Raw genomic sequence first — 22,885 nt, forward strand, 5'->3', positions numbered from 1 at the left:
TCATCGCATGGGGGTCGCCTGCCGATGACGGCTCACGAGATCATCAAGGTCCTTGACGATGTCATGCGGAGTGGGCATGGAGAGCATGTCCTGACGGATCTCCGCCGCGCTCCGGGCGAACGTCTGCTCCTCCAGGACCCGCTGCAGTTCCCGGCGAAGGCTCGCCGCACTCACCTGGTCGGGCGGAAGATGCACGCCCGCGCCGCGGGTGGCGACCCCCTCGGCCAATTGGTGGGCGTCGTAGACGGAATGCGGAATGATGATCTGCGGTACGCCGTTCAGTATCGCCGTCGCCGTGGTTCCCCAGCCGCCATGATGAATGATCGCGGCGCAGCTCTTCAGCAGGAAATTGTTCGGGACGAATCCGGCGAATTTAATATTGTCCGGGATCGCCGTCACGGAATCCCCGAAGGGCGGTTCGCTCAGCACGATGACTTCGACGTTCAGGTCCACGATCGCCTCGTAGAGGTCCTTGAGCGCGAAGGTGGCGCCGGCGCGCCACACTTCCTCCAGCGAGACTCCCATGGTGAGACAGACGCGGGGGCGATCCGGAATCGACTCGGACAGCCAGGAGGGGAATGCCCCGGGATTGTTGTGCGCGACATAGCGCATGGGCAGGTGAGCCGACTCCGTCGGATATCTCAGCCAGGACGGGACGGAATCGAGCGTGGCGTGCCCGAGAATGACGCTCTCGTCGTAATCGCAGCCGTACTTCGCCAGCTTGGCGGCCACCCAGTCGCGGACCGGGTCCTCGTCCTCGGCGCCGGGGCGATCCCTGCGCAGACGCAGGAACAGTTCGCGCATGCGCGCCCAGTGGTCCAGGCCGCAGGTCGTCCGGACGTGCGCCGCGCCGCACACGGTCGCCGCCACCGGCCCGGAGAAGGTGACCGAGTCCCAGACGACCAGGTCGGGCCTCCAGTGCCGGCAGAAGGCCACAAGGTCGTCGTACATCGTGTCGTCGACCATGAGGTCCAGCGACAGCGGGGAGGCGAGCGCCGCGAGGGTGTCGCGCGTGTATTCATAGGTGAGGACGTGGGGCCGGGTCTCGGTGATGTCATATTCGGTGCCGTGAATGGTCTCCTCCGGCTGCAGGTTCGCCATACGCTCGGCGAGCCTCGCCTCCTTGCCGACCGCCACGCCGGTCAACCCCGTATTGTTCACCGCGTTGAGGAGATCCGGCTGTGTGGCCACCACCACGTCGTGCCCTGCCGCCTTGAGCGCCCATCCGATCGGTGCGGTCAGGCAAAGATGACTGGTCGCCGCGATTTGAGTGATCACCACACGCATATTCGGGGTCCTTTCGTGGAGCTGCCGGCGGAGTATCCAGACATGCTTCGCAAACCCTCACTGATTCACCCGACATGGTATGCACCAGACCTGGAGCGATATCCCCCTAAGGCCCCCCTACGGCTCCCCTAGGGGGTGCGGCATTCTGTAATGCGCCGCCGGCCATTTTAATTCGATGAAAGGCGCAGGAATTCCCTTCGATTTCAGCGGCGCGGCGAGCGGCGGACCGTCAAGCCAGGAAGAACGCGGCCAGCGTGCGGGCGACCATCGCGGGATCGTTCTCCATGGGGATGTGACCGGCCTTCGCGACCCGCACCAGCGTGGTGTTCGGCACCTCGTCGGCGAACCGCTGCGCGTAGCCGACCTTCTGGAAGGTGTCGTCCTCGCCCCACACCAGCAGCTTCGGCGCGTCGCAGGCGAGCAGGGCGGGCATGAGGTCGAGGGTGTGGCGGCTGTCGGCGGCGCCGGCCAGCGCCATCCAGGACCGCGCCACGCGTGGTTCGCGCCACGGGTCGAGATAGTCGGCCAGCTCCCCTTCGGCGACAGGCCGGGCCAGGGCGGTGGAAACGGCCACGCGCCGGGCGGCGAGCAACTCCTCCACGGTGGTGGCGGCGACCACGGCGGGGTCGCGGTAACGCGCCACGCCGGGCACCGGCCAGGAGTCGTAGCTCACCGAGTTCACCAGCGCCAGCCGGTGCACTGCCAGTTCGCCGCCCACCAGCAACCGCTGGGCGATCGCACCGCCGATGTCGTGGCCGGCCACGCCCGCCGGCGCGTCCATGCCGAGCGCCGCCGCGAACCGCGCCACCCAGGCGGCCAGTGCGGGCACGGTGGCCGTCTCCGGCGTCAGCTCCCCCTCCGAGCGGCCCAGGCCGGGGAGGTCGACGGCGACCGGCCGCAACCCGGCCGCGGCCAGGTCGTCGAGCACCGGCAGCCAGACCCGGCTCCAGTAGGTGCCGTGGAGCAACAGGACCTGCGGGCCGTGCTCGCCCGCCGTCAGACAACTGGCCATGCGGCCGTCGACCTCGATCGTCATGCGTGTGGACATGGCCATAACCATCAGGGAATGGAGCAGCGCCGGTCAAATACCGTTTAGGGTATGGCCCCATGACGTTGACGCAGCTCCGAGTGCTGATCGCGGTCGCCGAGCAAGGCGGCTTCACCGCGGCGGCGGATCTGATCGGCATGTCCCAGCCCGCTGTCAGCCGCGCCGTCGCCGCCCTCGAACGTGAGCTCGGCGCCCCCCTGTTCGTCCGGCACGCCGACGGCATCGCCCTCACCGAGGCCGGACGGCGGGCCCATCTCCGGGCTCGCGAGGCTCTGCGCCACTTCGACCTGATCCGCGCGGAGGTGGCGGCCGCCGCCGGTGAGGTCACCGGGCCGCTCCGGCTGGCCAGCCTGCCCAGCGCCACCGGCACCCTCATCGCCCCCCGGCTGCGGACCTTCACCGACCGCTACCCCCAGGTCCAGGTGCGCCTGTTCGAGGGGGCCGACGACGACGTCCGCGGCTGGCTGCGCGGGGGCGCGGCCGAGGTCGGCGTGGTCACGCTCCCCGCCCCCGGCCTGCACACGATCCCGCTCAGCACCCACGAGATGGTCGCCGTGGTGCCGGACGGCCATCGCCTGGCCGGGCAGGAGAGCGTCCACATCGCCGACCTGGCCGGGCAGCCGTTCATCCTCACCACGGCGGGCTGCCGCCCGCTCATCACCGAAGCGGCACGCCAGGCCGGCGTCCAGCTGGACGTCGCCTACGAGGCCGGCGGCCAGTCGGCCATCCTCGAAATGGTGGCCGCGGGCCTGGGCGTCAGCATCGTGCCCGAGCTCGGCCTGCCGGCCGAGCTCGGACCGGTCGTCACCAGGCCGCTCGAACCACGCCTCACCCGCACGCTCGCCCTGGCCGTCGTGTCGCCGAGCGACCGCGGGCCCGCCGTACGAGCCTTCCTCGACCTGGCCGAACCCGGCTGATCCGGCCTTCGTCGGGGCGCGGAGGTTGTCAGTCCGGCACGTCCAGACCCGCGCTGCGGGCCGCGTCCATCGCCGCGGTGACGAACTGCTCGTACGTTCCCATGCCGTTCTTCAGGCCGAAGAGGTCGGTCTGCCGGTACTCCACGACCACGTGCGAGGCCCGGTACGGCGTCGTCTTCTGCCCCATGGAGTACGTGAACCATTCCGCCGGCCGCCCGGGGAAGGGCTCGTGCGCGGGGTAGCCGCGAGGCGGGGACATCGCGTCGTAGGCGACGCCGCGCGGGCCGTCGCCGCTCATGTGGACGGCCAGCGTCTCGTCGCCCTGGCCGGGGTCGCCGACCTGGATCGACCGCAGCCACCAGAAGAGGGTGAGCTGGTTGTCGCACGTGTGCCGCCCGCCGAGACCGTACGGCCGAGGGCACACCCGGGAATTCTGCTCGTCCTCGGGCAGGGCGTTGACCATGGCGTCGAAAGCGGACCGTTCCACTTCGGTCAGCGCGTTCATGTAGACCGAGCGCAGGTTCGTACGCGGCAGCAGCGCGAAGCCCGCCTTCGGCCCGTCGTCGGAGGTGAGCTTCTGATGGGCGAAGACCCACAGCATGTACTGGATCAGCGTGACGAACCCGATGAGGCTGTCCGTCTGATGGCGTCCCGCCAGCCATGCGTGCACCCGCTCGCTCGGATCGAAGTCGAGCACCCTCAGCCGGTCGGGCAGCTGCACCAGCGGCACGTCGATGGTGGCCTGGACCGTTCCGTGGACGAGGTTCCCGCCGGCGGTCAAGGCCAGGACGTCGCCCGCGGCACAGGCGGTCGTCACCACCGGGTTGCCGGCGGAGTCGAATTCGCACCTCTTGATGGGCGCCGCCAGCGCGACGGTGACGATGTTGCCCACGTTGGTGCCCGGCACGAAGCGCAGGCCGTCGGTCTGCTGGACGTCGTCGTGGGTCCTCAGGTGCCCCTGGGCCACCCGCACGGCCTGCGTCTTGTTGCTCGTCCGGCTCCTGCTCGATCGCCTGGGGCCGGTCGCCGTGTCGGCCTCCTCCTCGTCGGCCTGGAGGAACGCGGCAGGAAGCGCGGCGGGGTCGGGTGAACGGCTCGTCAGCAGGCTCAGCAGCTCGCCGATGAAGACGAGCTGACGGCGCAGGGCCGCCCACGTCGTCACCGAGTCGGTGATGATCTCGACGTCGCCGCCGTCGGACTCGATGGCCACCCCGGGGTCCTGCCAGTAGCAGACCCGTCCCTTGGACGGCAGGGCTTCCTCGGCCTGCCAGCCGTCCCTGGAATTCCTCAGAAACCTCAGCTCAGTACGCTGGAACTGCCATTCGAACCCGATCCTGGGCATGGGCGCCTCCATGGGATGTGTGCGGCCGCCCCTCCGGAGAGTGCCCGGCGCGTCCCAGATACGTGCCCGATGCTCGTCAATCGTGGAAGTGGTCCAGTTTCCTGGCCGCCGGTGCTCCTCGCGGTGATGGCGGCGGCAACGGTGCTCGTAGGCTACGTGGGTGCAAACGTGGGCAAAGTGGACCGTCCTTCTGGTGCTGGCCGGGTTAGCAGGCGTCTACGCGATAGCCGGGTCACCCCTGGCCCTGGCGGTACTCGGCTTACAGGTGCTCTTCACCCGGCGCCGGTCCTGGTGGTTGATCGCGCTGCAGGCCGCCGCCGCCTACGGTTCCGTGTTCGTGTTCGACACTTCGGTCGGCATCCTCGGCTTCGTCGCCGGTTCCCTGCTGCTGACCAGGTCCTGGCCGCTCGCCCTCGTGGTGACGGGCAGCGCGCTGCTGCTGGGACCGGCCGACCCGGTGATCAGCATGGTCCTGATCGCCCTGATCGTCTACGGCCTGGCCACGATGCTGGACCGGATCCAGGAAGTGACCGCCGCTCGCCTGTCGCTGGCGATGACCGCGGCGGCCGAGGAACAGCTCCGCATCGCGGCGGAACTCAACCAGAGCCTGGGCGCCGCGCTCGACACGATCGCGGCCAGCGCCCGGAAGGGCACGCCTGACGTGGAATCGGCCCGGCACTCGCTGAGCGAGGCCAGAGCCGCCGCCGTCGGCTACCGCGCGATGTCGCTGGCCCCCGAACTCACCACCGCCAAGGGCATGCTGATCGCCGCGGGCATCGCCACCGAGGTGCGGATGCGGCACGCGGAACCGCTCGGCCCGGCCGGCGCGCTGCTGGCCACCGTCCTGCGCGAGGCTGTGACCGAGATCGTCCGGCGCCGCGCCGCCTCCCGCTGCGTGATCGAGTCCGCCACAGAAGACGGCACCGTCCGGCTGAGCATCGCCCACGACGGCACTCCCAGCGCCACGGACGAATTCCTGGCCGATCTCCCCGCCCAGGTCACGGCGGCCGGTGGCACGCTCACCACTGGCGTCGACGACAACGCCCAGGTCTTCGTGGAGGTGGCGCTGCCCGGCACCACGCTGCCGGACCCGCCCGCCCTGTCCAGCAAGCTGTCGACGGCGGTGCTCGCGGCGGTGCTGGTCGGGTTCTCGGCCAAGGCGTTGCTGCTGGCCGGCTCATGGTGGCCCCTTCCTCTGCTGGTCGTCATCATCGTCATCCACCTGCGCTCGATCGAGGGCAGGCATCCGATCGCGCTGATCGTCATGGGTGTGCTGACGCTCGCCCCGATCCCGGTGTTCGAGCAGGCCTGGCTGGTGACGACCGGGTTCCTGACCGGGCCGCTGCTGCTGGCCCTGCGGCTGCGAGCGGCGGTGCCGCTGGTGGCCGCCGTCATGGCGGTGGTGGGGGGCACCGGGCTGGTGATCGGCCTGCCGTACCCGCTGGTGGTGAACTACACGGTCAGCACGCTCGTGACGGGGCTGGTCATCTACGGGCTGTTCACGCTGGCGCGGCTGGACCGGGAGCTGAACGCGGCCAAGGACGGGCTGGCCAGGTCGGTGGTGGTGGAGGAGCGGCTGCGGGCCGCGCGTGACCTGCACGACCTGCTCGGGCACACGCTGGCGGCGATCCTGCTCAAGAGCGAGCTGGCCAGGCGGCTGGAACCCGAACGCGCCCGCGCCGAACTGGACGACGTGCTGGCCATGACCGAGCAGGCCATGGGCGACCTGCGGACCGTCTCCGGCGAGCGGGGGAGGCTGTCGCTGGCGGGCGAGGCGGAATCGGCACGTTCGGTGCTGGCGGCCGCGGGCATCGAGGTCACGCTGGAGCTCGGTCACGGCATGCTCGGCACCGAGGTGGAGACCACGCTCGGCGCCGTGCTGCGCGAGGCGGTCACCAACGTGCTGCGGCACAGCTCCGCCCGCCACTGCGCGATCAGCACGAACGCGCGCGACGGCGAAGTACGAATGACCGTACGCAACGACGGCGCGCAGGCCAAGCCGATCCGCCGCGGCTCGGCCGGGATGGGCAACCTGACCACGCGCCTGGCCGCGCTGGACGGGCGGCTGGACCTGGCCCGGGACGGCGAGTGGTTCGAGCTGACCGCGACGGTGCCGACGCGCTCCTGGGTCCCCGCCTAGATCCAGAGTACGAGCACCCACGTGGGTGGGAGCGGACGACTTACCGGTTTCTCCTGCCCGCACTCCTCATCAGTGCGTCGAGGGCGGCGCGGCCCTCTTCGACGCGATGTGGGATCAGCAGGAGGGTATGGGCTCGTTCCAGCCGAGCGTCGATACCCTCCCACTGGGCGACGGAGGCCGCCAGCGCGTCCGGATCCGCGTGGAGCCTGCCGCCGGCGCGAGCAAGGCATGCAGAGGCCCAGTGGTTCTCACCGGCGGTGAGGAGCGCGGCCGCGAGCCGGTCCGGGGCGTCGGGCAGCCCGGCGACGACGGCCAGCTCGGCTCCCGCCGCCTGCGCGTACGCCACGTAACGTCCCATCGAGAACGAGTCGAAAGCCCGCTTCACCAGGGCGGTGGCGTCGCTCAGGTCGCCGCAGTGCAGCGCGGCCCGGGCATCGACGAACGCGCCGAAGGAAGTCAGCCGGGCATGCCCGGCCTGCGCGTGGTCGACCACCACGCCGGCTCTGTGACGCCAGAGCCGGAAACGCGCCCGGTCGTCGAGGAGTCCGTGGGCGAGCGCGATGGCCGACACGGAAGGCAGCAGCCATCCGGCCGGGGGGCGGCCGGCTCGTTCCCAGCCCTCCCACATCCGTTCGCCGTAGCGCAGGGCCGCGCCGAGGTCTCCGGTGAGGACGAGCGCGGGGATCAGCCTGCTGGCCGAAATGTAGGGGTGGTCTCCGACGAGGTCGTCGGCCATCATGAGCCGACCGGCGCTGATCGCCGCGGGCAGATCTCCCGCGACGATCGCGTCGGTGCAGGCCACGTGCAGGGTGTCCACGATCTCGATGGCCGAACGCGGGTCGTCGCGGTCCATCTCCGACAGCAGTGCCAGCCGTTCCTCGGTGTACCCCCGGGCCTCGCGATGCCGGCCGGCCCGTACGGCGGCGGTCGTCACCGCGTCGAGCCCCGCGCTGATGAGCACGGCGTCGCGCGTCGTCCGTGCGATGTCGAGCGCGCGGGCGGCCAGGGTCGGGTCCGGGTCGAAGGCGCCCGGCCGCTCGGTCCAGGCTGCCGCCGTGGCGAGGGCCGCCGCCACGACCGGGTCGCCGGGGTCTCCGGCCTCGGCGGCTTCCGTGAGATCACGGCGTAGCCGTTCGCCGGGAATGCCCTCGGGGAAGGAGGCGAGAAACCTTGCGCCCGTCTCCACCGCACGGGCCAGGGCGACCGCGCGGCCGTTCTTGTCGCCCGCGGCATGGGCCTGTGCCGCTGAGGCGAGCAGCAGGTCGAACACGTTCTGCCCGGAGATGTTGTCCAGGGAGCAGTCGGCCGCGTTCCGCAGGTCCTTGGCCGCTTCGGCGGGGCCGGGCGCTCGTTCGGCTGCCTGTCGGTAGTGGCCTTGGGCCTCGGCCAGGAACCGGCGGGCGAAGGTGAGGTGACCCAGCGAGCGGGCCAGCCGGTGCGCCGCCCCGCCCGGTCCGGGCGGGGCGGCGGCCAGCGCCGCACGCAGATCGTCCGCGACCTCGTCGAACTCCCGCCGCCAGACCTCGGCGCCGTCCTTCTGGCTGTCTCCGATCGGCGCCGCCGTCCCGGCGCCGTGCTGTCTGGCGGCGATCAGCCGCTCCTGCATCGCCGTCGCGGTACCGGCGGCCCACAGCAGATGGAGTTCCCGGGCCGCGTCGTACTCGCCGGAGTCTCGTAACAGGTCCTCGGCGAAGGCTCTGACGGTCTGCAGGAGCCGCCATCGGCTCGCTGTCCCCGGGGCGCGTACGACGAGGCTCTTGTCGACGAGTCGCCCCAGCACATGGCTCACGGCGCCGGGTCGGCGGCCGGCGGTGAGCGCCGTCGCGGCGGCCAGGTCGAAGCCGCCGCAGAACAACGATAATCGCCGGAACAGCGCCTGTTCCTCCTGGTCGAGCAGGTCGTGACTCCATTCGAGCACCGCGCGCAGGGACCGATGCCGCCGGTCGGCGGCCCGTCCTCCGGTGAGCAGCCTCAGCGTGTCGTCGAGCGCGACGAGCAGCCCGGCAAGCCCCAGAGAGGCGCTGCGGGCCGCGGCGAGTTCGATGGCCAGGGGAATGCCGTCGAGCCGGGCGCAGATCTGCGTCAGCAGGGCCGGGTCGGCGTCGAACTCGGGATCGGCCGCGGTGGCCCGGTCGAGGAAGAGCGCCTCCGCGTCGGAGGCCAGGGGCAACGGGCCGATCGGCACGGTACGTTCGCCGGGCACGCCGAGGCGCTCGCGGCTCGTCACGAGGATCCGGGTGCCCGGACAGGCTGCCAGCATTCGCGCGGCGAAGCCGGCAGCGGTGTCCAGCATGTGCTCGCAGTTGTCGAGGACGAGCAGCGCCCGATCACGGCGAAGCCGTTCGATGACGGCGTCCTCCAACGGCTGCTGGGCGCGCTCACTGACCCCGAGCACCTTGGCCGCCGCCTGCGCGACGAACCCGTCCCGTACGGGAACCAGATCCACGAACGCCCCGCCGGCCGGGTACGTGGAGCAGATCTCCACCGCGAGGCGGCTCTTGCCCGCGCCGCCAGGACCCAGCAGGGTGACCAGCCGGGAGGCGCCGAACGCCGCCAGGACCGCCTCGTGTTCTCGTGCGCGCCCGACGAACGAGGTCATCGGGGTGGGAATCCCGGGTTGCGGCGTGTCCGGGATGTCGCGGTCCACGCCGGCCTGCACCGCCTGCTGAGCCAGCTCCTGCCGGTCGGCCACGCCGTACTTGCGCAGCAGCGAGGCGACGTGGCTCTCGACCGTGCGGACGGAGATGCGCAACCTGTTCGCGATCTGCGCGTTCGACAGCCGCGCCGCCACCGCCGCCAGCACCTCGGCCTCGCGCTGGGACACCTTTGCGATCATTCGGACATCATCACGTACGTGTGGACGTCATGGATCTCTCAGTGGCGAATCAGTGGAGTCCACGGATGTCGGACAGCTGCCACGTGAAGCATTCTGATCACGCAAGCGACGAACACGAACACGAGGGAATCGACATGGACAAGGTCATTTCGCAGGACGGCACCGCGATCGCCTACGACCGGATCGGGCAGGGCCCGGCGGTGATCCTGATCGGCGCCGGCCCCAACGACCGATCCGCGACCGCGCCCCTGGCCGAGCTGCTGGCCAAGGACCTGACCGTCTACAACTACGACCGGCGCGGCCGTGGCGACAGCGGTGACACCGCCCCCTACGCGGTCGACCGCGAGTACGAGGACATCGAGGCGCTCATCACCGCGGCGGGCGGGTCGGCGCACCTGTACGGCACCTCCGGCGGTGGCATCATCGCCCTGGAGGCCGCCGCCCGCGGGCTCGCCGTCGACAGGCTGGCGGTGTGGGAGGTTCCCTACATCCTGCCCGGCACCCGTACGCCGGTGCCGGCCGACTACCGCGAGCAGCTCGTGGCACTGCTGGCCGAGGGCCGCCGGGGCGACATGTGCGAGCTGTTCCTCACCGCCGCGGTCGGCATCCCGGCCGAGTTCGTGGCCCCGATGCGCGACTTCCCGGGCTGGCCGGCGATGGAGGCCGTGGCCCACACGCTCGTCTACGACGCCACCATCACCGGCGACTTCTCCCTGCCCACCGATCGGCTGACCGGCGTCACGGCCCCCACCCTGGTGATCGACGGCGAGACGATCCCGTGGATCAGCAGCACGGCGCAGGCCGTGGCCGATCTGCTGCCGGACGTCCGGCGGGCCACGCTCACCGGGCAGCCTCACAACGTGGCCCCCGAGGCCATCGCCCCCGCGCTCGCCGCGTTCTTCACCGAGGCCACAGCGTGAGCACCATCGTCTCGCAGCTGTTCGTGTCGCTGGACGGTGTCGTGGAAGCCCCCGAGCAGTGGCACTTTCCCTACTACGACGGGGAGATGGCCGCGGCCGTCTCCGGCCAGCTCGACGAAGCCGACATCCTCCTGCTCGGACGCAGGACCTACGAGGTGTTCGCCGCCTCGTGGCCTGCCAGAGGGGGCGAGGTGCCGTTCGCCGACCGGATCAACTCGATGCCCAAGCTGGTGGCCTCGACCACGCTGACCTCACCGGCCTGGCAGAACACCACCGTCATCCCCGGCCCGGTCTCCGGCGAACTCGCCGCCCTCAAGCAGGGGCCTGACCGGCACGTCACCATCAGTGGCAGCCTGACCCTGGTGCGATCGCTGCTACGCGACAACCTGCTCGACGAACTACATCTCCTCATCCACCCGGTCGTCCTCGGTCATGGAGAGCGGCTCTTCGCCGGCAGCGGTCCGACCCCGCTGCGACTGGTCCACTCGGCCACCTTCGCCACCGGCGTCCTGCACCTGATCTATCACCCCGGCCCCTGACAAGGCGAAGGCAGGGCGCCCGACAGCCTCAGCGTCTGTGACAGCCTGGACCGTGAGGCGCAATCACAGGCCGCGAGAACGAGGACCAGCAAGTGAAGGGCCAGGGCGGCGACGGCGCCTCAGACCGCCGCACGCTCCGGTCGCCGTTGTGGCGGTGGCGGCGTGAGTGTCGCGCGTGGCCGCGTTCTTGTACGGGGTTGCCGTCGTCTTACCCGTGCCGGACCCGCCCGACGTCAGGCCCGTCACATCTGCGGCTGACAGAGATGGTTACCGTCTCAGGTGCCTGGCGGTCGTGCGTCGTGGAACGCTCGGTGTGAGCCGGCCGTCTAATCGATCATGGACCTGCGGCACCTGAAACGCTCGCCCGCTCTGCTGTGCACTCTGGCCGCGCCGTTGCTGTACGCCGGAGTGACCCTGGTCGCCCTCCAGTCGGCCGCCCGGGCGGGGCTCGACCCCGGGCACGAGGGCTGGAACGACCTGCTGCCGGGCCGGCTGGGCGGGGCGATCGGATCGGCGAGGGGATGGGTGGGCGCGATCGCCCTCGTCCTCGCCGCCGAGGCGGCCGTGCTCGCGGAACTGGGCGGCCGGCTGGATCGCCGATCCACCGCCGGCGGCCTCATGCTGTGCACGGCCACCGGCGTGGTCTACCTGATGAGTCTCGCCCTGGCCGTACTGAGCACTTACGCGATCGTGCTCTATCCTTCCGGCGATGCCGATCTCGGGCCGCTTTTTCCGGGTTGGTACTTTCCTGCACTGATCGTCATCGCCCTCGTGACCCTCACCGGGCTGATCGTCTGGCTGTCCGCCGCGGTCAGGGAGGCCCCTGTCTCCTGATGGTCAACGCTGCGACCACCGCGCCCCCCGAACATGTCCGCAGCCTGCCAACCGGCTCGGTGGGCTGATGCGAGTGTCACGGCTCCACCCCCTCAAGCTGATCTTCTCGAACACGCTCCGAGGATCTTGTCTCGGGGGATGGTGAAGGAGGCGGCAGGGCCTTCGTGGAGGGGCGTGCCGTCACCGACGCCGTCACGGGAGCCAGGTCTCGTGCAGGTGCAACCACGTGGCGGCCTGGAGGACCGCCGTGGACTGCCGGCTCCGATCCGGCTGGACCTCCTGGTAGGTGGCCACCGCGAGGGCGCCGTCGGAGGCGACGATCCGTACGTGGCGGATCTCAATGGTCAGCCCGGGTGCCCTGCCGTGGAGTGCCTCGACCTCGGCGAGGACCTGGTCGCGGGGGAGCGTCCGGCCGTCGGGGGTGATGAGCGTGAAGCCGGGGGCGTGGGCGTCGGCGAAGCGGGCGAACTCCTCCCGCGCGGCGGCACCGGTGAGCCAGCGTTCGATGACCTCGTGGTGGCGGACGATCTCCGCCTCGACGCCGTTCACCGGGTCGCCCAGGGCTGGGCGGCGATCCAGGTGCGCAGCGGCGTCAGCCGGAGGCCCAGCAGGTCGGCCACCTCGGGGTCGGCCGCGAACAGGTCGCGGTCGGCGGCGGCCCAGCGGTAGGTGGCCGCCACCACGGCGGCCGTCGGCGCGCCCAGCGCCATCGTCAGGCCCGCCTCGAACTCGTCCGGATCCTGCGCGGCGTGACGGGCGCCGAAGGCGGCCGCCAGCTCGTCGCCGGTCACCACGTCGGGCCCGCCGAGCCTGAGCACGGCTCCCTCCAGATCGTCACGCACGAGCGCGGCGTGCGTGGCGGCCGCCAGGTCGTCGTGCGAAAGCCAGGGCACCGGCAGGTCGGCGGGCAGCGGGTAGCGCAGCACGCCCTCGGCCGCCAGCGGACCCGCCACCCACGGCGCGGCCAGGTTGTCCAGGTAGACCGGCGGGCACAACACCACGACCGGCAGCCCGGCCGACCGCAGCGCCCGCACCGCCCACCGGCGCGTCTCGAAGGCCGCCACCTGCGTGGTGGCCTCGGGCAACCGGTTGGCGGTGTTGAACACCAGCCGCCGCACCCCGGCCGCCAGCGCGGCGTCGCGCACATGATGGACGTGGGCGGCCACCGTGTCCGGCTCGTAGACCATGGGGAGCGTCACCGAGGCGTGCGTCACCCCGGCGAAGGCCGCCTTCACCGCCTCGGCGTCGCCGAGGTCGCCGGCGACCGGCTCCACCCCGTGCGGAACTCGGCCGCTCCTGGTCAGGCCGCGCACCGTGTGTCCCTCGGCGACGAGCCGCCGCGCGACCGCGCCGCCCTGGGCGCCTGCCGCGCCGATCACAAGAAAGGTCATGCCGGACAGCCTTCACCCAATCGGCGATACGCTCGATAAAGCGAAATATCGGGTTATTTAAGGATCGTCCGGTGGATGGTGACCTGCTGAGCGCTCTGCTGGCCCCGCTGCGGCTGGAGGGCGTCTTCCACAGCCGCTGGCAGGCTGGTTCGCCCTGGGGCGTCGCGGGCGAGAGCGAGGACTGCGCGCTGCTGCACTACGTCCACGAGGGTACCTGTGCCGTCGAGCTGCCCGGCGCCGAGCCCGTCCTGCTGCGCGCCGGGGACCTGGCCGTCTTCCCGCACGGCAGCGCCCACCGGCTGGGCGACCGGCCGGGGCGTCCCGCCGTGCCGCTCGCGGCTGTGCTGCCCGAGCGGCCGCAGGGCGGCGTGAGCACCGTCGAGCTGGGCGGGCCCGGCGAGCGGACCGTCCTGCTGTGCGGCGGGCTCCACTACGACCGGGCCGCCATCTCGCCGATCTACCGGGCGCTGCCACCCGTCCTGGTGCTCGACCGGGCCGCGCTGGAAGGTCACGGGCTGCTCGGCGGCACCCTCGGACGGCTGGCCGGCGAGTGGGACCTGGCCGAACCCGGCGCGACGCTGGTCGCCCTGCGCGCCTTCGAGCTGGTCTTCGTCCTGGCGTTGCGGGCCGCCGTGGGCGAGCTGGCCGAGGGCTCGCCGGTCCTGCGGGCGTTGCGCCACCCGGCGATCGGGACGGCGCTGCACGCCGTGCAGACGAGGTTCGCCGAGCCCTGGACGGTGGAGTCGCTGGCGGCCCAGGCCGGGATGTCGCGCTCGGCGTTCGCGGCGACCTTCCGCGAACTGGTCGGCGAGGCGCCGATCCGGCACCTGACCGCCCGCCGCATGCAGGAGGCCGCACGCCTGCTGAGCGAGACCACCCTCGCCCACAGCCGCATCGGCGAGCGCGTCGGCTACCACTCGACGGTCGGCTTCCACCTGGCCTTCCGCCAGCAGTACGGGACCACCCCCGGCGACTACCGCCGCCGCTCGGCTCGGCACACCGCACTCGGGACGGCGGGCGCGACGCGCGACCCGAGGTAGCGCCCGCCGGCCGGGTCAGCCGCGCAGGACCTCGATGTCGCCCGACCCGGACGTGGCCACGATCTTCCGGGACGCGCCCGGATCGTCGGTCACCGTGACGTTCGTCTCCCCGGATTTCGTGCTGGTCTCGACGTCGTACGGCTCCGCCGGAAGCGTCAGCTTGGCGTACCCCGAGCCGGACGTCACGCCGACCTTGTCCGGCGCGCTCGCGAACGTCAGTGCGATGTCCCCCGAGCCCGTCTGCCCCGTGAACTCCCTGCCGGTGAGCCCGGTCGCCGAGACGTCGCCCGAGCCGACCTTCACCTTCAGCGGACCGCCGAGCCCGCGCAGGTCGACACCCCCCGAGCCGGTCTCGACCTCCACCCGCAGCCCCTCCGGCACCTCGATCACGTAGTCGACCGAGCAGTTGTCCGTGGCCGCCGAACAGTCGTAGCTCATGGTGAGCGTGTCACCTTCACCTTGTGCTCGGCGACCGGACGTCCGGCCGACCAGCGGTGGGTCTCCACGACCCGGACCGCGGCGCCGGACGTCTCGCTGACCCTGACCTCGCCCGCCCCGCCGGCCAGGGAGAGCCCGGCCACCTTCTCCGTCACCTTGTAGGTGACCTGCTCCTGGTTGGCCGCCTTCGTGATGCCCTGCAGCCCGCATCCGGTCAGTACCAGCGCGGCCAGAACCAGGCCGCCCGCCGTTCCCGTCGCCCTCATACCGACGATCCTGCTGGACCGGGGAGCGCGGCACAGTGAGGTACACCCCCCAAAGGGCATGGAGGAGCGCCCGACCACCCGTCCCAGCACCGCCGCGCCCCCGCCGCCGCCTGCCTGCGCTCATGACGCCCCGCTCGCATAGTGGGCGGCGATCTCGTCACTGGTGGTCAGCCACACGCCGGGGTGCCCGGCGATGTAGGCCAGCGCCTGGTCGAGATACTTGGCGCGGAAGGCCTGGCCGATCACGAACGGGTGCAGGGCCAGCGCCATGACCCGCCCGCTCGTGGCCGAGTCCGCATAAAGCTGGTCGAACTGGTCCTTCACCAGTTGCAGGAAGTCCGGCCCTGTCATCCCGTGCGCAGTGAACAGGCCGAGGTCGTTGACCTCCACCGAGTACGGCACGCTCAGCATCCCGGGCACGTTCAACCGGAACGGCTGGTCGTCGCAGGTCCAGTCGAGCACGTAGCTCAGGCCGAGCTCGGCCAGCAGGGCGGGGGTCCGGAGGGTCTCGTTGAGCGCCGGGCCCATCCAGCCGCGCGGCCGGCGGCCGGTCGCCCTTTCGATCGTGGCGACCATCGCGGCCAGTTCGGCGCGTTCCTCGTCCTCGGACATGCCGGACGGCAGGACCGAGTTGGTCCGCCCGTGTGCCACCCACGCCCAGTCGCGGGCCGTACCGGCCTGGATGATCTGCGGGTAGTGGTCACACACGGACGAGTTGAGCAGGACGCTGGCCCGGACGCCGTGGCGGTCCAGGCATTCCGTCACCCGCCAGAAACCCACCCGGGGGCCGTAGTCGCGCCAGCCGTGGTTCAGCGGGTCGGGCACCAGGGCCGAGGTGGCCTCGTTCAGGCTCGTCGACGGCCGGCCGAACAGGAAGTGCTCGACGTTCAGGCCGACGTAGAAGGCCACCCTGGCGTCCCCGGGCCAGCGGATGGGCGGCCGGTCGACGATCGGGTCGTAGGCGTACAGTGCGTTCTCCATGGTTCTTCCTCGTTCTGGTGGGAATTGTGGGCCGGTCGCCGCCAGGGCCAGCAGGTAACCGGCGGTCATGAAGCCGTAGATGTCGATGATCCAGAGGAACTCGGCGCTCGACGGCCGCAGATCGGCGGTCACGAAGGGGGTGGCCGGCCACAGAACGCCCAGGTCCGCGGTGAGCAGCATGGTCGGCGGCAACAGGACGGCCAGCCCGAACCACTGCCGGCGTCCGGCCTTCTGCTCGGTGCGAACCTTCATGCCGGTGACCGTACGGATCACGCCAGGTCCAGCAGGAGGACCGAAGGCGTCAGGAAGGGGACATATCCCGCCTAAGTGCTGCGGGGCCGTGGCCGTACCAGCGATGGATCGCCCGGCGCAGCGCCCGCTGGTCGGCGTAGCCGGTGCGCGCGGCGATCGACTCCACCGTCATGCGGGTGTTCTGCAGCAGGTGCTCCACCCATTGGCGCCGTACCCGCTCGATCTCCTCGCGCCAGCTCGTGCCCTCCTCACGCAGACGGCGCTGCAAGGTGCGCGGCGCCATGCGCAGCCGGTGGGCGACGGCGGGGAGGTCTCCGTCGGGCAGGCTCAGCTCGACCTCCACGCGGAACCGGTCCAGCCAGCCCAGCACCGGCCGGGCGCCGGCCAGCGTGGTGCGCGCGTGGTCGCGCAGGATCGTGGCGAGGGCCGGGTCCGCCCGCGGCAGGGGAGCGCGCGCGTCGGTCGCGGAGAAGGTGACCGAAGGGAGCTCGGCGCCGAACTCCAGGTGCGCCGTGCCGTACGCCTCCATCAGGTAGTCGTGGCGGCGCGGCGCCGCGCCGGGCAGCGTCACGCGCACCGGGGTCAACGGTCGTCCGGCGGCGGAGCGCGCCGAGTTCAGGATCAGCCCGGTGGCGAACTCGGAAATGATCGGAAACACCGGGTGACCGGCGAAGACGCCGCGAAAGTCGACCGTCAGCCGCCCGACCCCGTCGACGGTGACGGTGAACGACTCCGCCGGATCGGTGATCGCGGCGGCGTGCCGGTCGCCCTCGCGGAAGGCGTCGACGAGGGTGTCGGCGGTGGAGAAGAGGTAGTCCCACACCCCCAGCGAACCGGGCTGCCACAACTTCCACGGCAGCGTGCCGCCGCCGCGCTCGCGCAACGCCGTCTTCCATTCCTGCCAGATCCGTACGAGCGAGGCGGACGGCAGGCGGATGCCGTCCTCACCCGCCACGGCCAGCCCGGGGACGCGCGTCAGCCTGCTCCGGTCGAGCCCGGCGGCCCCGCCCGCGAGCAGGATCAACCTCGTGATGTGCGGGGGGCAGGTGTCAGGGGCCATTTCGGGCGGAAAGGCCAGCGAACGGTCAGAGCATCGGACGGGGGTAGCCGCTCGGGGGAGCGTCCAGCCGCCACGGCTGATGGACGTGGGCGGCGGGCACGCCGGCCAGCTCGGGGACGTAACGGCGTACGTAGTCGCCCGCCGGGTCGAATCGCTGGGCCTGGCGCAGCGGGTTGAAGCCGCGGTTGGGGCGCGTGTCGTTGCCGGTGCCGGCGATCCACTGCCAGTTGCCCGAGTTGTTGGCCACGTCGCCGTCGAGGAGGAGCTCGAAGAAGTGCCGGGCGCCGGCCCGCCAGTCGATCCCGAGGATCTTGACCAGGTAGGAGGCCACGATGAGGCGGGCCCGGTTGTGCATCCAGCCCTCGGCGAGGAGCTGGCGCATGCCGGCGTCCACGATGGGGAGCCCGGTCATGCCCTCCCGCCAGGACTGCAGCGCGTCCTCGTCGTCGCGCCAGCGGTGGCCGCGGGGGCGGTAGTCGTCCCGGTTGATCCGCGGGAAGGCGTACGTGACCTGGTGGTAGAAGTCGCGCCAGCACAGCTGGCGGAGGAACGCCTCGCCGCCTGCGGCCAGGTGGGCCAGTTCCAGCGGGGACAGGCAGCCGAACCTCAGGTACGGGCTCAGCCGGGACGTACGGTCACCGGCCAGGTCGTCGTGGCCGTCGGCGTATCCCCCCAGGTCACGACGGATCCACCGCCGGGCACGGTCGCGGGCGGCGCTCTCGCCGCCGGGCACGGGTTCCGGCCGGGCCTGGACCGGCAGCCGCCCGGCGCCGAGGTCGTGGGGCGTCGGCACCTGGCGAGGCGCCGCGAGCAGGGGACGGTTCCGGTGCCGGCTCCAGGCGCGCCAGTACGGCGTGAAGACCCGGTAATGATCCCCGCCCCCGGACGGGGTGAGCGCGCCGGGCGGCACCACCGTGACCCCGGGGAAGAGCTGGTACGAGATCCGTTCGCGGGCCAACCGGTCCTGCCTGCGCCCGGCCAGCAGGCTGACGTCGGCACTGGCGAAGACCGCCTCGGCTCCGGTTTCCTGGACGAACTTCATGGTCTCGGTCACGACGTCGCCGTGCCGGACGATCAGGTCTCCACCGCGTGCCCGCAAGGACGCCCGTAGGTCGGCCAGGCACTCCAGCAGGAAGCCGCGGCGGCGCCCGGCGGGGACGGCGTCGTCCAGCACGAACAGGGGGAGCACGGCGCGGGCGCCCTCGCAGGCGGCCGTCAGGGCCGGATGGTCGTGCACCCGCAGGTCCCTGTTGAACAGGACGATCACCGTGTCCACCGATGGCTCCTTCGCGACGAGAGATGCCCGCGGGCCGCGCCCGCACGCCTGCGGAGCGTGACCGACGCCTCCGGGACGAGGCAAGCAGCCGCGCCGGGCACGGATCGCCCCCGCCGTCCCGAGCATGAGGCGTGGGGGACGGGGCAGGTGCGTGGGCATGGCATTGTGCCTGGTCACCGGGGCGACGGGTTACATCGGCGGACGGCTGGCGCCTGAGCTGCTGGCCGCCGGTCATGACGTGCGCTGCATGGTGCGCTCGGCCGGACGCCTGCGCGACCTGCCCTGGGCGGAACAGGTCGAGGTGGTCGAGGCCGACGCCACCGACGCCGGGCGCACGCGCCTGGCGCTGGACGGGGTGGAGGTCGCGTACTACCTGATCCACGCGATGGGGACGAGTGGCCGGTTCGCCGAGCGGGACCGGCTGGCGGCGAGCACGTTCGCGACGGCGGCGGCCGAGGCGGGCGTGCGGCGGATCGTCTATCTGGGCGGGTTGACGGCGGACGAGCGGCTTTCGCCGCACCTGTCGTCCCGGGCCGAGGTGGGGGAGATCTTCCTGCGGGGCGCGGTGCCGGCGGTGGTGCTGCGGGCCGCGGTGATCATCGGGTCGGGGTCGGCCTCGTTCGAGATGCTTCGCTACCTGACCGAGCGGCTGCCGGTGATGACGACGCCGCGCTGGGTGCGCAGCCGTACGCAGCCGATCGCGGTGCGGGACGTGCTGCGCTATCTGGTCGCGTGGGCGGATGCGCCGGGGATGGTCAATCGGGGGTTCGACATCGGCGGGCCGGACGTCCTCACATATGCCGACATGATGCACGGCTATGCCGCGGTCGCCGGGCTGCCGTCGAGGTTGATCATTCCGGTGCCGCTGCTCACCCCCCGGCTGTCGAGCCTGTGGGTGGGGCTGGTCACGCCGGTCCCCGTGAGCATCGCCCGTCCGCTGGTGGAGTCGCTGCGCAACGAGGCCGTGTGCGGTGAGCACGACATCGTCCACCACGTGCCCGATCCCGAGGGCGGGCTGATCGGCTTCCGTCAGGCGGTGTCGCTGGCGCTGAAGAAGATCAAGGAGGCCGACGTCGCCACGCGCTGGTCCTCGGCGTCCACGCCGGGCGCGCCGAGCGATCCGCTGCCCACCGATCCCGACTGGGCGGGCGGCAGCCTGTTCGTGGACGATCGCAGCCTGCCCGTGCAGGCGAGCCCGGAGGCGTTGTGGCGGGTGATCGAGGGCATCGGCGGCCACAACGGCTGGTACTCGCTGCCGGTGGCCTGGCAGTTGCGGGGCCTGGCCGACCGGCTGGTGGGCGGGGTGGGGCTGCGGCGCGGCCGGCGCGACCCGGCCCGGCTGCGGGTGGGCGACTCGATCGACTTCTGGCGGGTGGAGGAGGTGCTTCCCGGACGGCTGCTGCGGCTGCGCGCCGAGATGCGGCTGCCCGGACTGGCCTGGCTGGAGCTCGGCGTCACCCGCTCCGGCGACCGGACGATCTACACCCAACGTGCCGTCTTCCATCCGCACGGCCTGCTCGGCCATCTGTACTGGTGGGCGATCTCACCCTTCCACGGCCTGATCTTCGGCCGGATGCCGGTCAACGTGGCCGCCGCGGCCCGCCGCGGCGAGCGATCGCCGTCCTGACGCCGGCCCGGCCGTGGGAACGCGCGGGGCTCAGGAACGATGGTGCTCGCCGGGAAGGGGATGCGCGGCTTCGGCCCGCAGGCCGTCGAGGAAGAACGACAGCGGACGGCGCCACGCTCCCGGGTCGGTTCCCATGGACTTCCGGATGACCTGGGACATCGCCCAGATGAGGGTGACCAGATCCTGCGGCCCGAAATCGGCGCGCAGCCGCCCGGAGACCTTCGCCCGCTCGATGATGCGCTCGACGTCGCCGAAGCCCCGGTGGCACACCTGGCTCATGTCCGTGGCGGGCGAGAAGCTCTCGGCCAGGGCGTCGTTGAGACTGTGGTCCTCGGCGTGCAGGGTGAACAGCCCTTCGAGGAAACCGGTGAATCCCGCCCAGGGGTCGGGGTCGGCCAGCGCCACCGTGATGATCTCGTCGAGGGCGGCCAGCCGCTGGGGCAGGACGGCGCCGAGCAGCGCCTCGCGGGTGGGGAAGTGGTTGTAGAGGGTGCCGATGCTGACGCCGGCGCGGCGGGCGATGTGCTCCAGGGGGGCGTCGAGGCCGCCCTCGGCGAGCACCTGCGTGGCCGCGACCAGCAGCTTGTCGCGGTTGCGTGCGGCATCGGACCGCAGCGGTTTCGGTACGGCTGCCGGATACCTGGCCGCCCTGGCGCAGGCGGGGATCGAGGCCGCGTCCTTCGCCGCCGACGTGCGCGACCGCGACAGGTTGCTCGCCGCCCTGGACGCCGTCAACGAGCGGTTCGGCGGGATCGACGTGCTCTATTACGGGGCGGCGTCCACCGACGTGGACGCGCCGCTCCGGTCGATCACCGAGACCACCGCCACGGACGCCCGGGGGGCGATGGACATGTTGTACCCGGCGATCGACGCGGTCGGCCGGGTGCTGCCCGGGATGGTCGAGAGGTGAGGGGGCGGCCTGCTGTTCGCCGGCGGGCTGAGCGCCGTCCTGCCGATGCCCGCACTCGGCGCTCTGGCGTTGTCGTCGGCGGCGCTGCGCAACTACGCCCTGACGCTCAACGCGGCGCTGGCGGAGAAGGGCGTCTACGCAGGCCCGCGTCTGGTCCGGCGGAAACCCGGTGGACCTCCGGGCCGGCGACTGCGAGCATGGCCGGTGATGTACCGAGCCTAGGAACACGTCGATCACCGGCAGGGGGCGGCCCAGGAGCCGTCACCCCCTTGTCGGCATCCCCCTGACTCTTCCCTCAGACGATCGACGTGCGGGCGCCCGAGCGCGCCCGGAGAAGGACTTTCCATGGACATCCATGAGTACGCCAGGTACGACGCCACCGCCCTCCGCGACCTGATCAGGACGGGCGAGGCCGGCGCGGCCGAGGTCGAGACGGCCGCCCGCCAGGCGCTGGCGCAGGTTGACGAGCACGTCAACGGGCTGGCGCTGCCGGTGTTCACGCCGGCGCTCGACCACGCCGCCGACGGGCCCTTCACGGGGGTGCCGTTCCTCATCAAGGATCACGGGCCGGTGGCCGAAGGAGTGCCGTTCACGCTGGGAAGCCGGGCCTATCCCGGCGTCCTGGCCAGGCGCGACACCGACCTGATGACGCGGTTCCGCGCCGCCGGCCTGGTCACGCTGGGCCTGACCACGGTGCCCGAGCTGTGCGTCAGCTTCACCACCGAGCCCGTGCGCTACGGGCCCGTACGCAACCCCTGGGACCTCGGCCGCACCGCGGGCGGGTCGAGCGGCGGCGCGGCGGCGCTGGTGGCGGCCGGGGCCGTGCCGGTCGCGCACGCCAGCGACGGCGCCGGCTCCACCCGGATCCCGGCCGCCTGCTGCGGGCTGGTCGGGCTCAAGCTGAGCCGTGGACGCGGCCCGTGCGGCCCGGAGGCCGGTGAGCTGGTCCTGGGCATGGCCGACGAGTTCGTGCTCACGCGCACGGTCCGCGACGCCGCCGGCCTGCTGGACGCGGTCCACGGGCCGGGGATCGGCGACAAGTACACCGCGCCCCCTCCACGCGGCCCGTACGCGCGGGAGCTCGTGACGGACCCGGGCCGGTTGCGGATCGCCCTGACCACCACGTCCTGGATGGGCACGGACGTGGACCCGGAGGTCGCCGCGGCGGCGACCGCGACGGCCCACGCGCTGGAGCGGGCCGGGCACGTCGTCGAGGAGGCGAGCCCGGCGGTCGACCGGGAGGACGCCATGAGGGCGTGGCTGATCGAGGCCGCCGGGGTCGCCTCCGCCTGCCTGCTCGCGCCACGGCAGCCCGACGAGGCCAGGATGGAAGCCGGCTCGCGCGTGTTCCTGGAGGCGGCCAGACGGGCCACCGCGCTGGACATGCTGGCCGCCTTCGACGCCCAGAACCGGATCACCCGGTCGGCGGCGGCCTTCTTCACTGGATACGACCTGCTCGTCACGCCCACCCTGGGCCGCCTCCCGCTGCCGCACGGCACGCTGCGGTACGACGATCCCGGTCAGACGTTGCGGGGATGGCTGGAGACGTTGTCCGGGTTCGGGCCGTTCACGCAGTTGTTCAACACCACCGGGCAGCCGGCGATCAGCCTGCCGCTGGGGCAGAGCGCGGGCGGCCTGCCCATCGGCGTGCAGCTCGCCGCCGCGTACGGGCGCGAGGACCTGCTCTTCCAGGTCGCCGCGCACCTGGAACGGGCGATGCCCTGGCGGGACAGGGTTCCGCCGGTCTTCGCGGGCCGCCTGCCGGGGTGACCCGGACGCTC

At 71.9% G+C, this 22,885-nt stretch carries 22 protein-coding genes; 10 read left to right on the plus strand and 12 right to left on the minus strand.

Features of this window, described 5'->3' with window-relative positions:
* Both AB0J97_RS35390 and AB0J97_RS35395 read right to left on the minus strand, forming a co-directional pair.
* On the minus strand, positions 1-1,287 hold the full coding sequence (locus AB0J97_RS35390) for an activator-dependent family glycosyltransferase (RefSeq protein ID WP_364097033.1): 1,287 nt from the start codon (positions 1,285-1,287) through the stop codon (positions 1-3).
* Positions 1,288-1,516: 229 nt separating this feature from the next.
* Positions 1,517-2,335, minus strand: coding sequence for an alpha/beta hydrolase (locus tag AB0J97_RS35395; protein ID WP_364097036.1), 819 nt, complete (start codon positions 2,333-2,335; stop codon positions 1,517-1,519).
* A gap of 59 nt (positions 2,336-2,394) precedes the next feature.
* On the opposite strand from AB0J97_RS35395, the gene AB0J97_RS35400 reads away from it, so the two are divergent.
* A complete protein-coding gene (locus AB0J97_RS35400) occupies positions 2,395-3,252 on the plus strand; it encodes a LysR family transcriptional regulator (RefSeq protein WP_364097039.1) in 858 nt (285 codons plus the stop codon).
* Positions 3,253-3,280: 28 nt separating this feature from the next.
* Here the strand turns inward: AB0J97_RS35400 and AB0J97_RS35405 are convergent, their stop codons facing one another.
* Complete coding sequence (locus AB0J97_RS35405; protein ID WP_364097042.1) at positions 3,281-4,594, minus strand: hypothetical protein; 1,314 nt, start codon at positions 4,592-4,594, stop codon at positions 3,281-3,283.
* A gap of 160 nt (positions 4,595-4,754) precedes the next feature.
* Here AB0J97_RS35405 and AB0J97_RS35410 point away from each other — a divergent pair, with 160 nt between their 5' ends.
* The gene (locus AB0J97_RS35410) at positions 4,755-6,734 is read left to right on the plus strand and encodes a histidine kinase (protein WP_364097045.1); all 1,980 of its coding nucleotides are present in this window, start codon (positions 4,755-4,757) and stop codon (positions 6,732-6,734) included.
* Positions 6,735-6,774: 40 nt separating this feature from the next.
* On the opposite strand, the gene AB0J97_RS35415 is transcribed toward AB0J97_RS35410, so the two are convergent.
* On the minus strand, positions 6,775-9,570 hold the full coding sequence (locus AB0J97_RS35415) for a LuxR C-terminal-related transcriptional regulator (RefSeq protein WP_364097048.1): 2,796 nt from the start codon (positions 9,568-9,570) through the stop codon (positions 6,775-6,777).
* 134 nt (positions 9,571-9,704) lie between these two features.
* Between AB0J97_RS35415 and AB0J97_RS35420 the strand changes: the two genes are divergently transcribed.
* The 3 genes from AB0J97_RS35420 to AB0J97_RS35430 all read left to right on the plus strand — a co-directional run bounded on the left by AB0J97_RS35420 (position 9,705) and on the right by AB0J97_RS35430 (position 11,863).
* Positions 9,705-10,490 (plus strand): alpha/beta hydrolase, encoded by a 786-nt coding sequence (locus tag AB0J97_RS35420; protein WP_364097051.1) that lies wholly within the window; start codon positions 9,705-9,707, stop codon positions 10,488-10,490.
* Positions 10,487-11,029, plus strand: a complete 543-nt coding sequence (locus AB0J97_RS35425; protein ID WP_364097054.1) for a dihydrofolate reductase family protein — start codon at positions 10,487-10,489, stop codon at positions 11,027-11,029. Before AB0J97_RS35420 ends, AB0J97_RS35425 begins: the two co-directional genes overlap by 4 nt.
* Before the next feature lie 336 nt (positions 11,030-11,365).
* The gene (locus AB0J97_RS35430) at positions 11,366-11,863 is read left to right on the plus strand and encodes a hypothetical protein (RefSeq protein WP_364097057.1); all 498 of its coding nucleotides are present in this window, start codon (positions 11,366-11,368) and stop codon (positions 11,861-11,863) included.
* A gap of 192 nt (positions 11,864-12,055) precedes the next feature.
* Here the strand turns inward: AB0J97_RS35430 and AB0J97_RS35435 are convergent, their stop codons facing one another.
* Positions 12,056-12,412 (minus strand): DUF4440 domain-containing protein, encoded by a 357-nt coding sequence (locus AB0J97_RS35435; protein ID WP_364097060.1) that lies wholly within the window; start codon positions 12,410-12,412, stop codon positions 12,056-12,058.
* Positions 12,409-13,254, minus strand: coding sequence for an NmrA family NAD(P)-binding protein (locus tag AB0J97_RS35440; protein WP_364097063.1), 846 nt, complete (start codon positions 13,252-13,254; stop codon positions 12,409-12,411). Before AB0J97_RS35440 ends, AB0J97_RS35435 begins: the two co-directional genes overlap by 4 nt.
* Before the next feature lie 71 nt (positions 13,255-13,325).
* On the opposite strand from AB0J97_RS35440, the gene AB0J97_RS35445 reads away from it, so the two are divergent.
* A complete protein-coding gene (locus tag AB0J97_RS35445) occupies positions 13,326-14,294 on the plus strand; it encodes an AraC family transcriptional regulator (RefSeq protein ID WP_364097066.1) in 969 nt (322 codons plus the stop codon).
* Positions 14,295-14,309: 15 nt separating this feature from the next.
* Here the strand turns inward: AB0J97_RS35445 and AB0J97_RS35450 are convergent, their stop codons facing one another.
* The 5 genes from AB0J97_RS35450 to AB0J97_RS35470 all read right to left on the minus strand — a co-directional run bounded on the left by AB0J97_RS35450 (position 14,310) and on the right by AB0J97_RS35470 (position 18,567).
* A complete protein-coding gene (locus tag AB0J97_RS35450) occupies positions 14,310-14,732 on the minus strand; it encodes a DUF4097 family beta strand repeat-containing protein (RefSeq protein ID WP_364097069.1) in 423 nt (140 codons plus the stop codon).
* Positions 14,729-14,998: a hypothetical protein gene (locus AB0J97_RS35455; RefSeq protein ID WP_364097072.1), complete on the minus strand. Its 270-nt coding sequence runs from the start codon at positions 14,996-14,998 to the stop codon at positions 14,729-14,731. The genes AB0J97_RS35450 and AB0J97_RS35455 overlap by 4 nt, the downstream gene beginning before the upstream one ends.
* 120 nt (positions 14,999-15,118) lie before the next feature.
* Positions 15,119-16,231, minus strand: a complete 1,113-nt coding sequence (locus AB0J97_RS35460) for a polysaccharide deacetylase family protein (RefSeq protein ID WP_364097075.1) — start codon at positions 16,229-16,231, stop codon at positions 15,119-15,121.
* Positions 16,232-16,280: 49 nt separating this feature from the next.
* A complete protein-coding gene (locus AB0J97_RS35465; RefSeq protein WP_364097078.1) occupies positions 16,281-17,255 on the minus strand; it encodes an AraC family transcriptional regulator ligand-binding domain-containing protein in 975 nt (324 codons plus the stop codon).
* 61 nt (positions 17,256-17,316) lie between these two features.
* Positions 17,317-18,567, minus strand: a complete 1,251-nt coding sequence (locus tag AB0J97_RS35470; protein ID WP_364097081.1) for a deoxyribodipyrimidine photo-lyase — start codon at positions 18,565-18,567, stop codon at positions 17,317-17,319.
* A gap of 157 nt (positions 18,568-18,724) precedes the next feature.
* On the opposite strand from AB0J97_RS35470, the gene AB0J97_RS35475 reads away from it, so the two are divergent.
* Positions 18,725-20,194: an SDR family oxidoreductase gene (locus AB0J97_RS35475; protein WP_364097084.1), complete on the plus strand. Its 1,470-nt coding sequence runs from the start codon at positions 18,725-18,727 to the stop codon at positions 20,192-20,194.
* Between the two features lie 30 nt (positions 20,195-20,224).
* Here the strand turns inward: AB0J97_RS35475 and AB0J97_RS35480 are convergent, their stop codons facing one another.
* On the minus strand, positions 20,225-20,902 hold the full coding sequence (locus AB0J97_RS35480) for a helix-turn-helix domain-containing protein (protein ID WP_364097275.1): 678 nt from the start codon (positions 20,900-20,902) through the stop codon (positions 20,225-20,227).
* Between AB0J97_RS35480 and AB0J97_RS35485 the strand changes: the two genes are divergently transcribed.
* The 3 genes from AB0J97_RS35485 (at position 20,787) to AB0J97_RS35495 (ending at position 22,874) form a co-directional block, all read left to right on the plus strand.
* Positions 20,787-21,104 (plus strand): SDR family NAD(P)-dependent oxidoreductase, encoded by a 318-nt coding sequence (locus AB0J97_RS35485; protein ID WP_364097278.1) that lies wholly within the window; start codon positions 20,787-20,789, stop codon positions 21,102-21,104. The genes AB0J97_RS35480 and AB0J97_RS35485 overlap by 116 nt on opposite strands.
* Positions 21,105-21,149: 45 nt before the next feature.
* Positions 21,150-21,326 (plus strand): hypothetical protein, encoded by a 177-nt coding sequence (locus tag AB0J97_RS35490; protein ID WP_364097087.1) that lies wholly within the window; start codon positions 21,150-21,152, stop codon positions 21,324-21,326.
* 123 nt (positions 21,327-21,449) lie between these two features.
* Positions 21,450-22,874 carry an amidase family protein gene (locus AB0J97_RS35495; protein ID WP_364097090.1) on the plus strand — a complete coding sequence of 475 codons (1,425 nt, stop codon included), beginning with the start codon at positions 21,450-21,452 and terminating at the stop codon, positions 22,872-22,874.
* Positions 22,875-22,885 lie beyond the last annotated feature (11 nt).

The sequence above is a fragment of the Nonomuraea sp. NPDC049607 genome, assembly GCF_040675375.1.
Lineage (GTDB): Bacteria > Actinomycetota > Actinomycetes > Streptosporangiales > Streptosporangiaceae > Nonomuraea.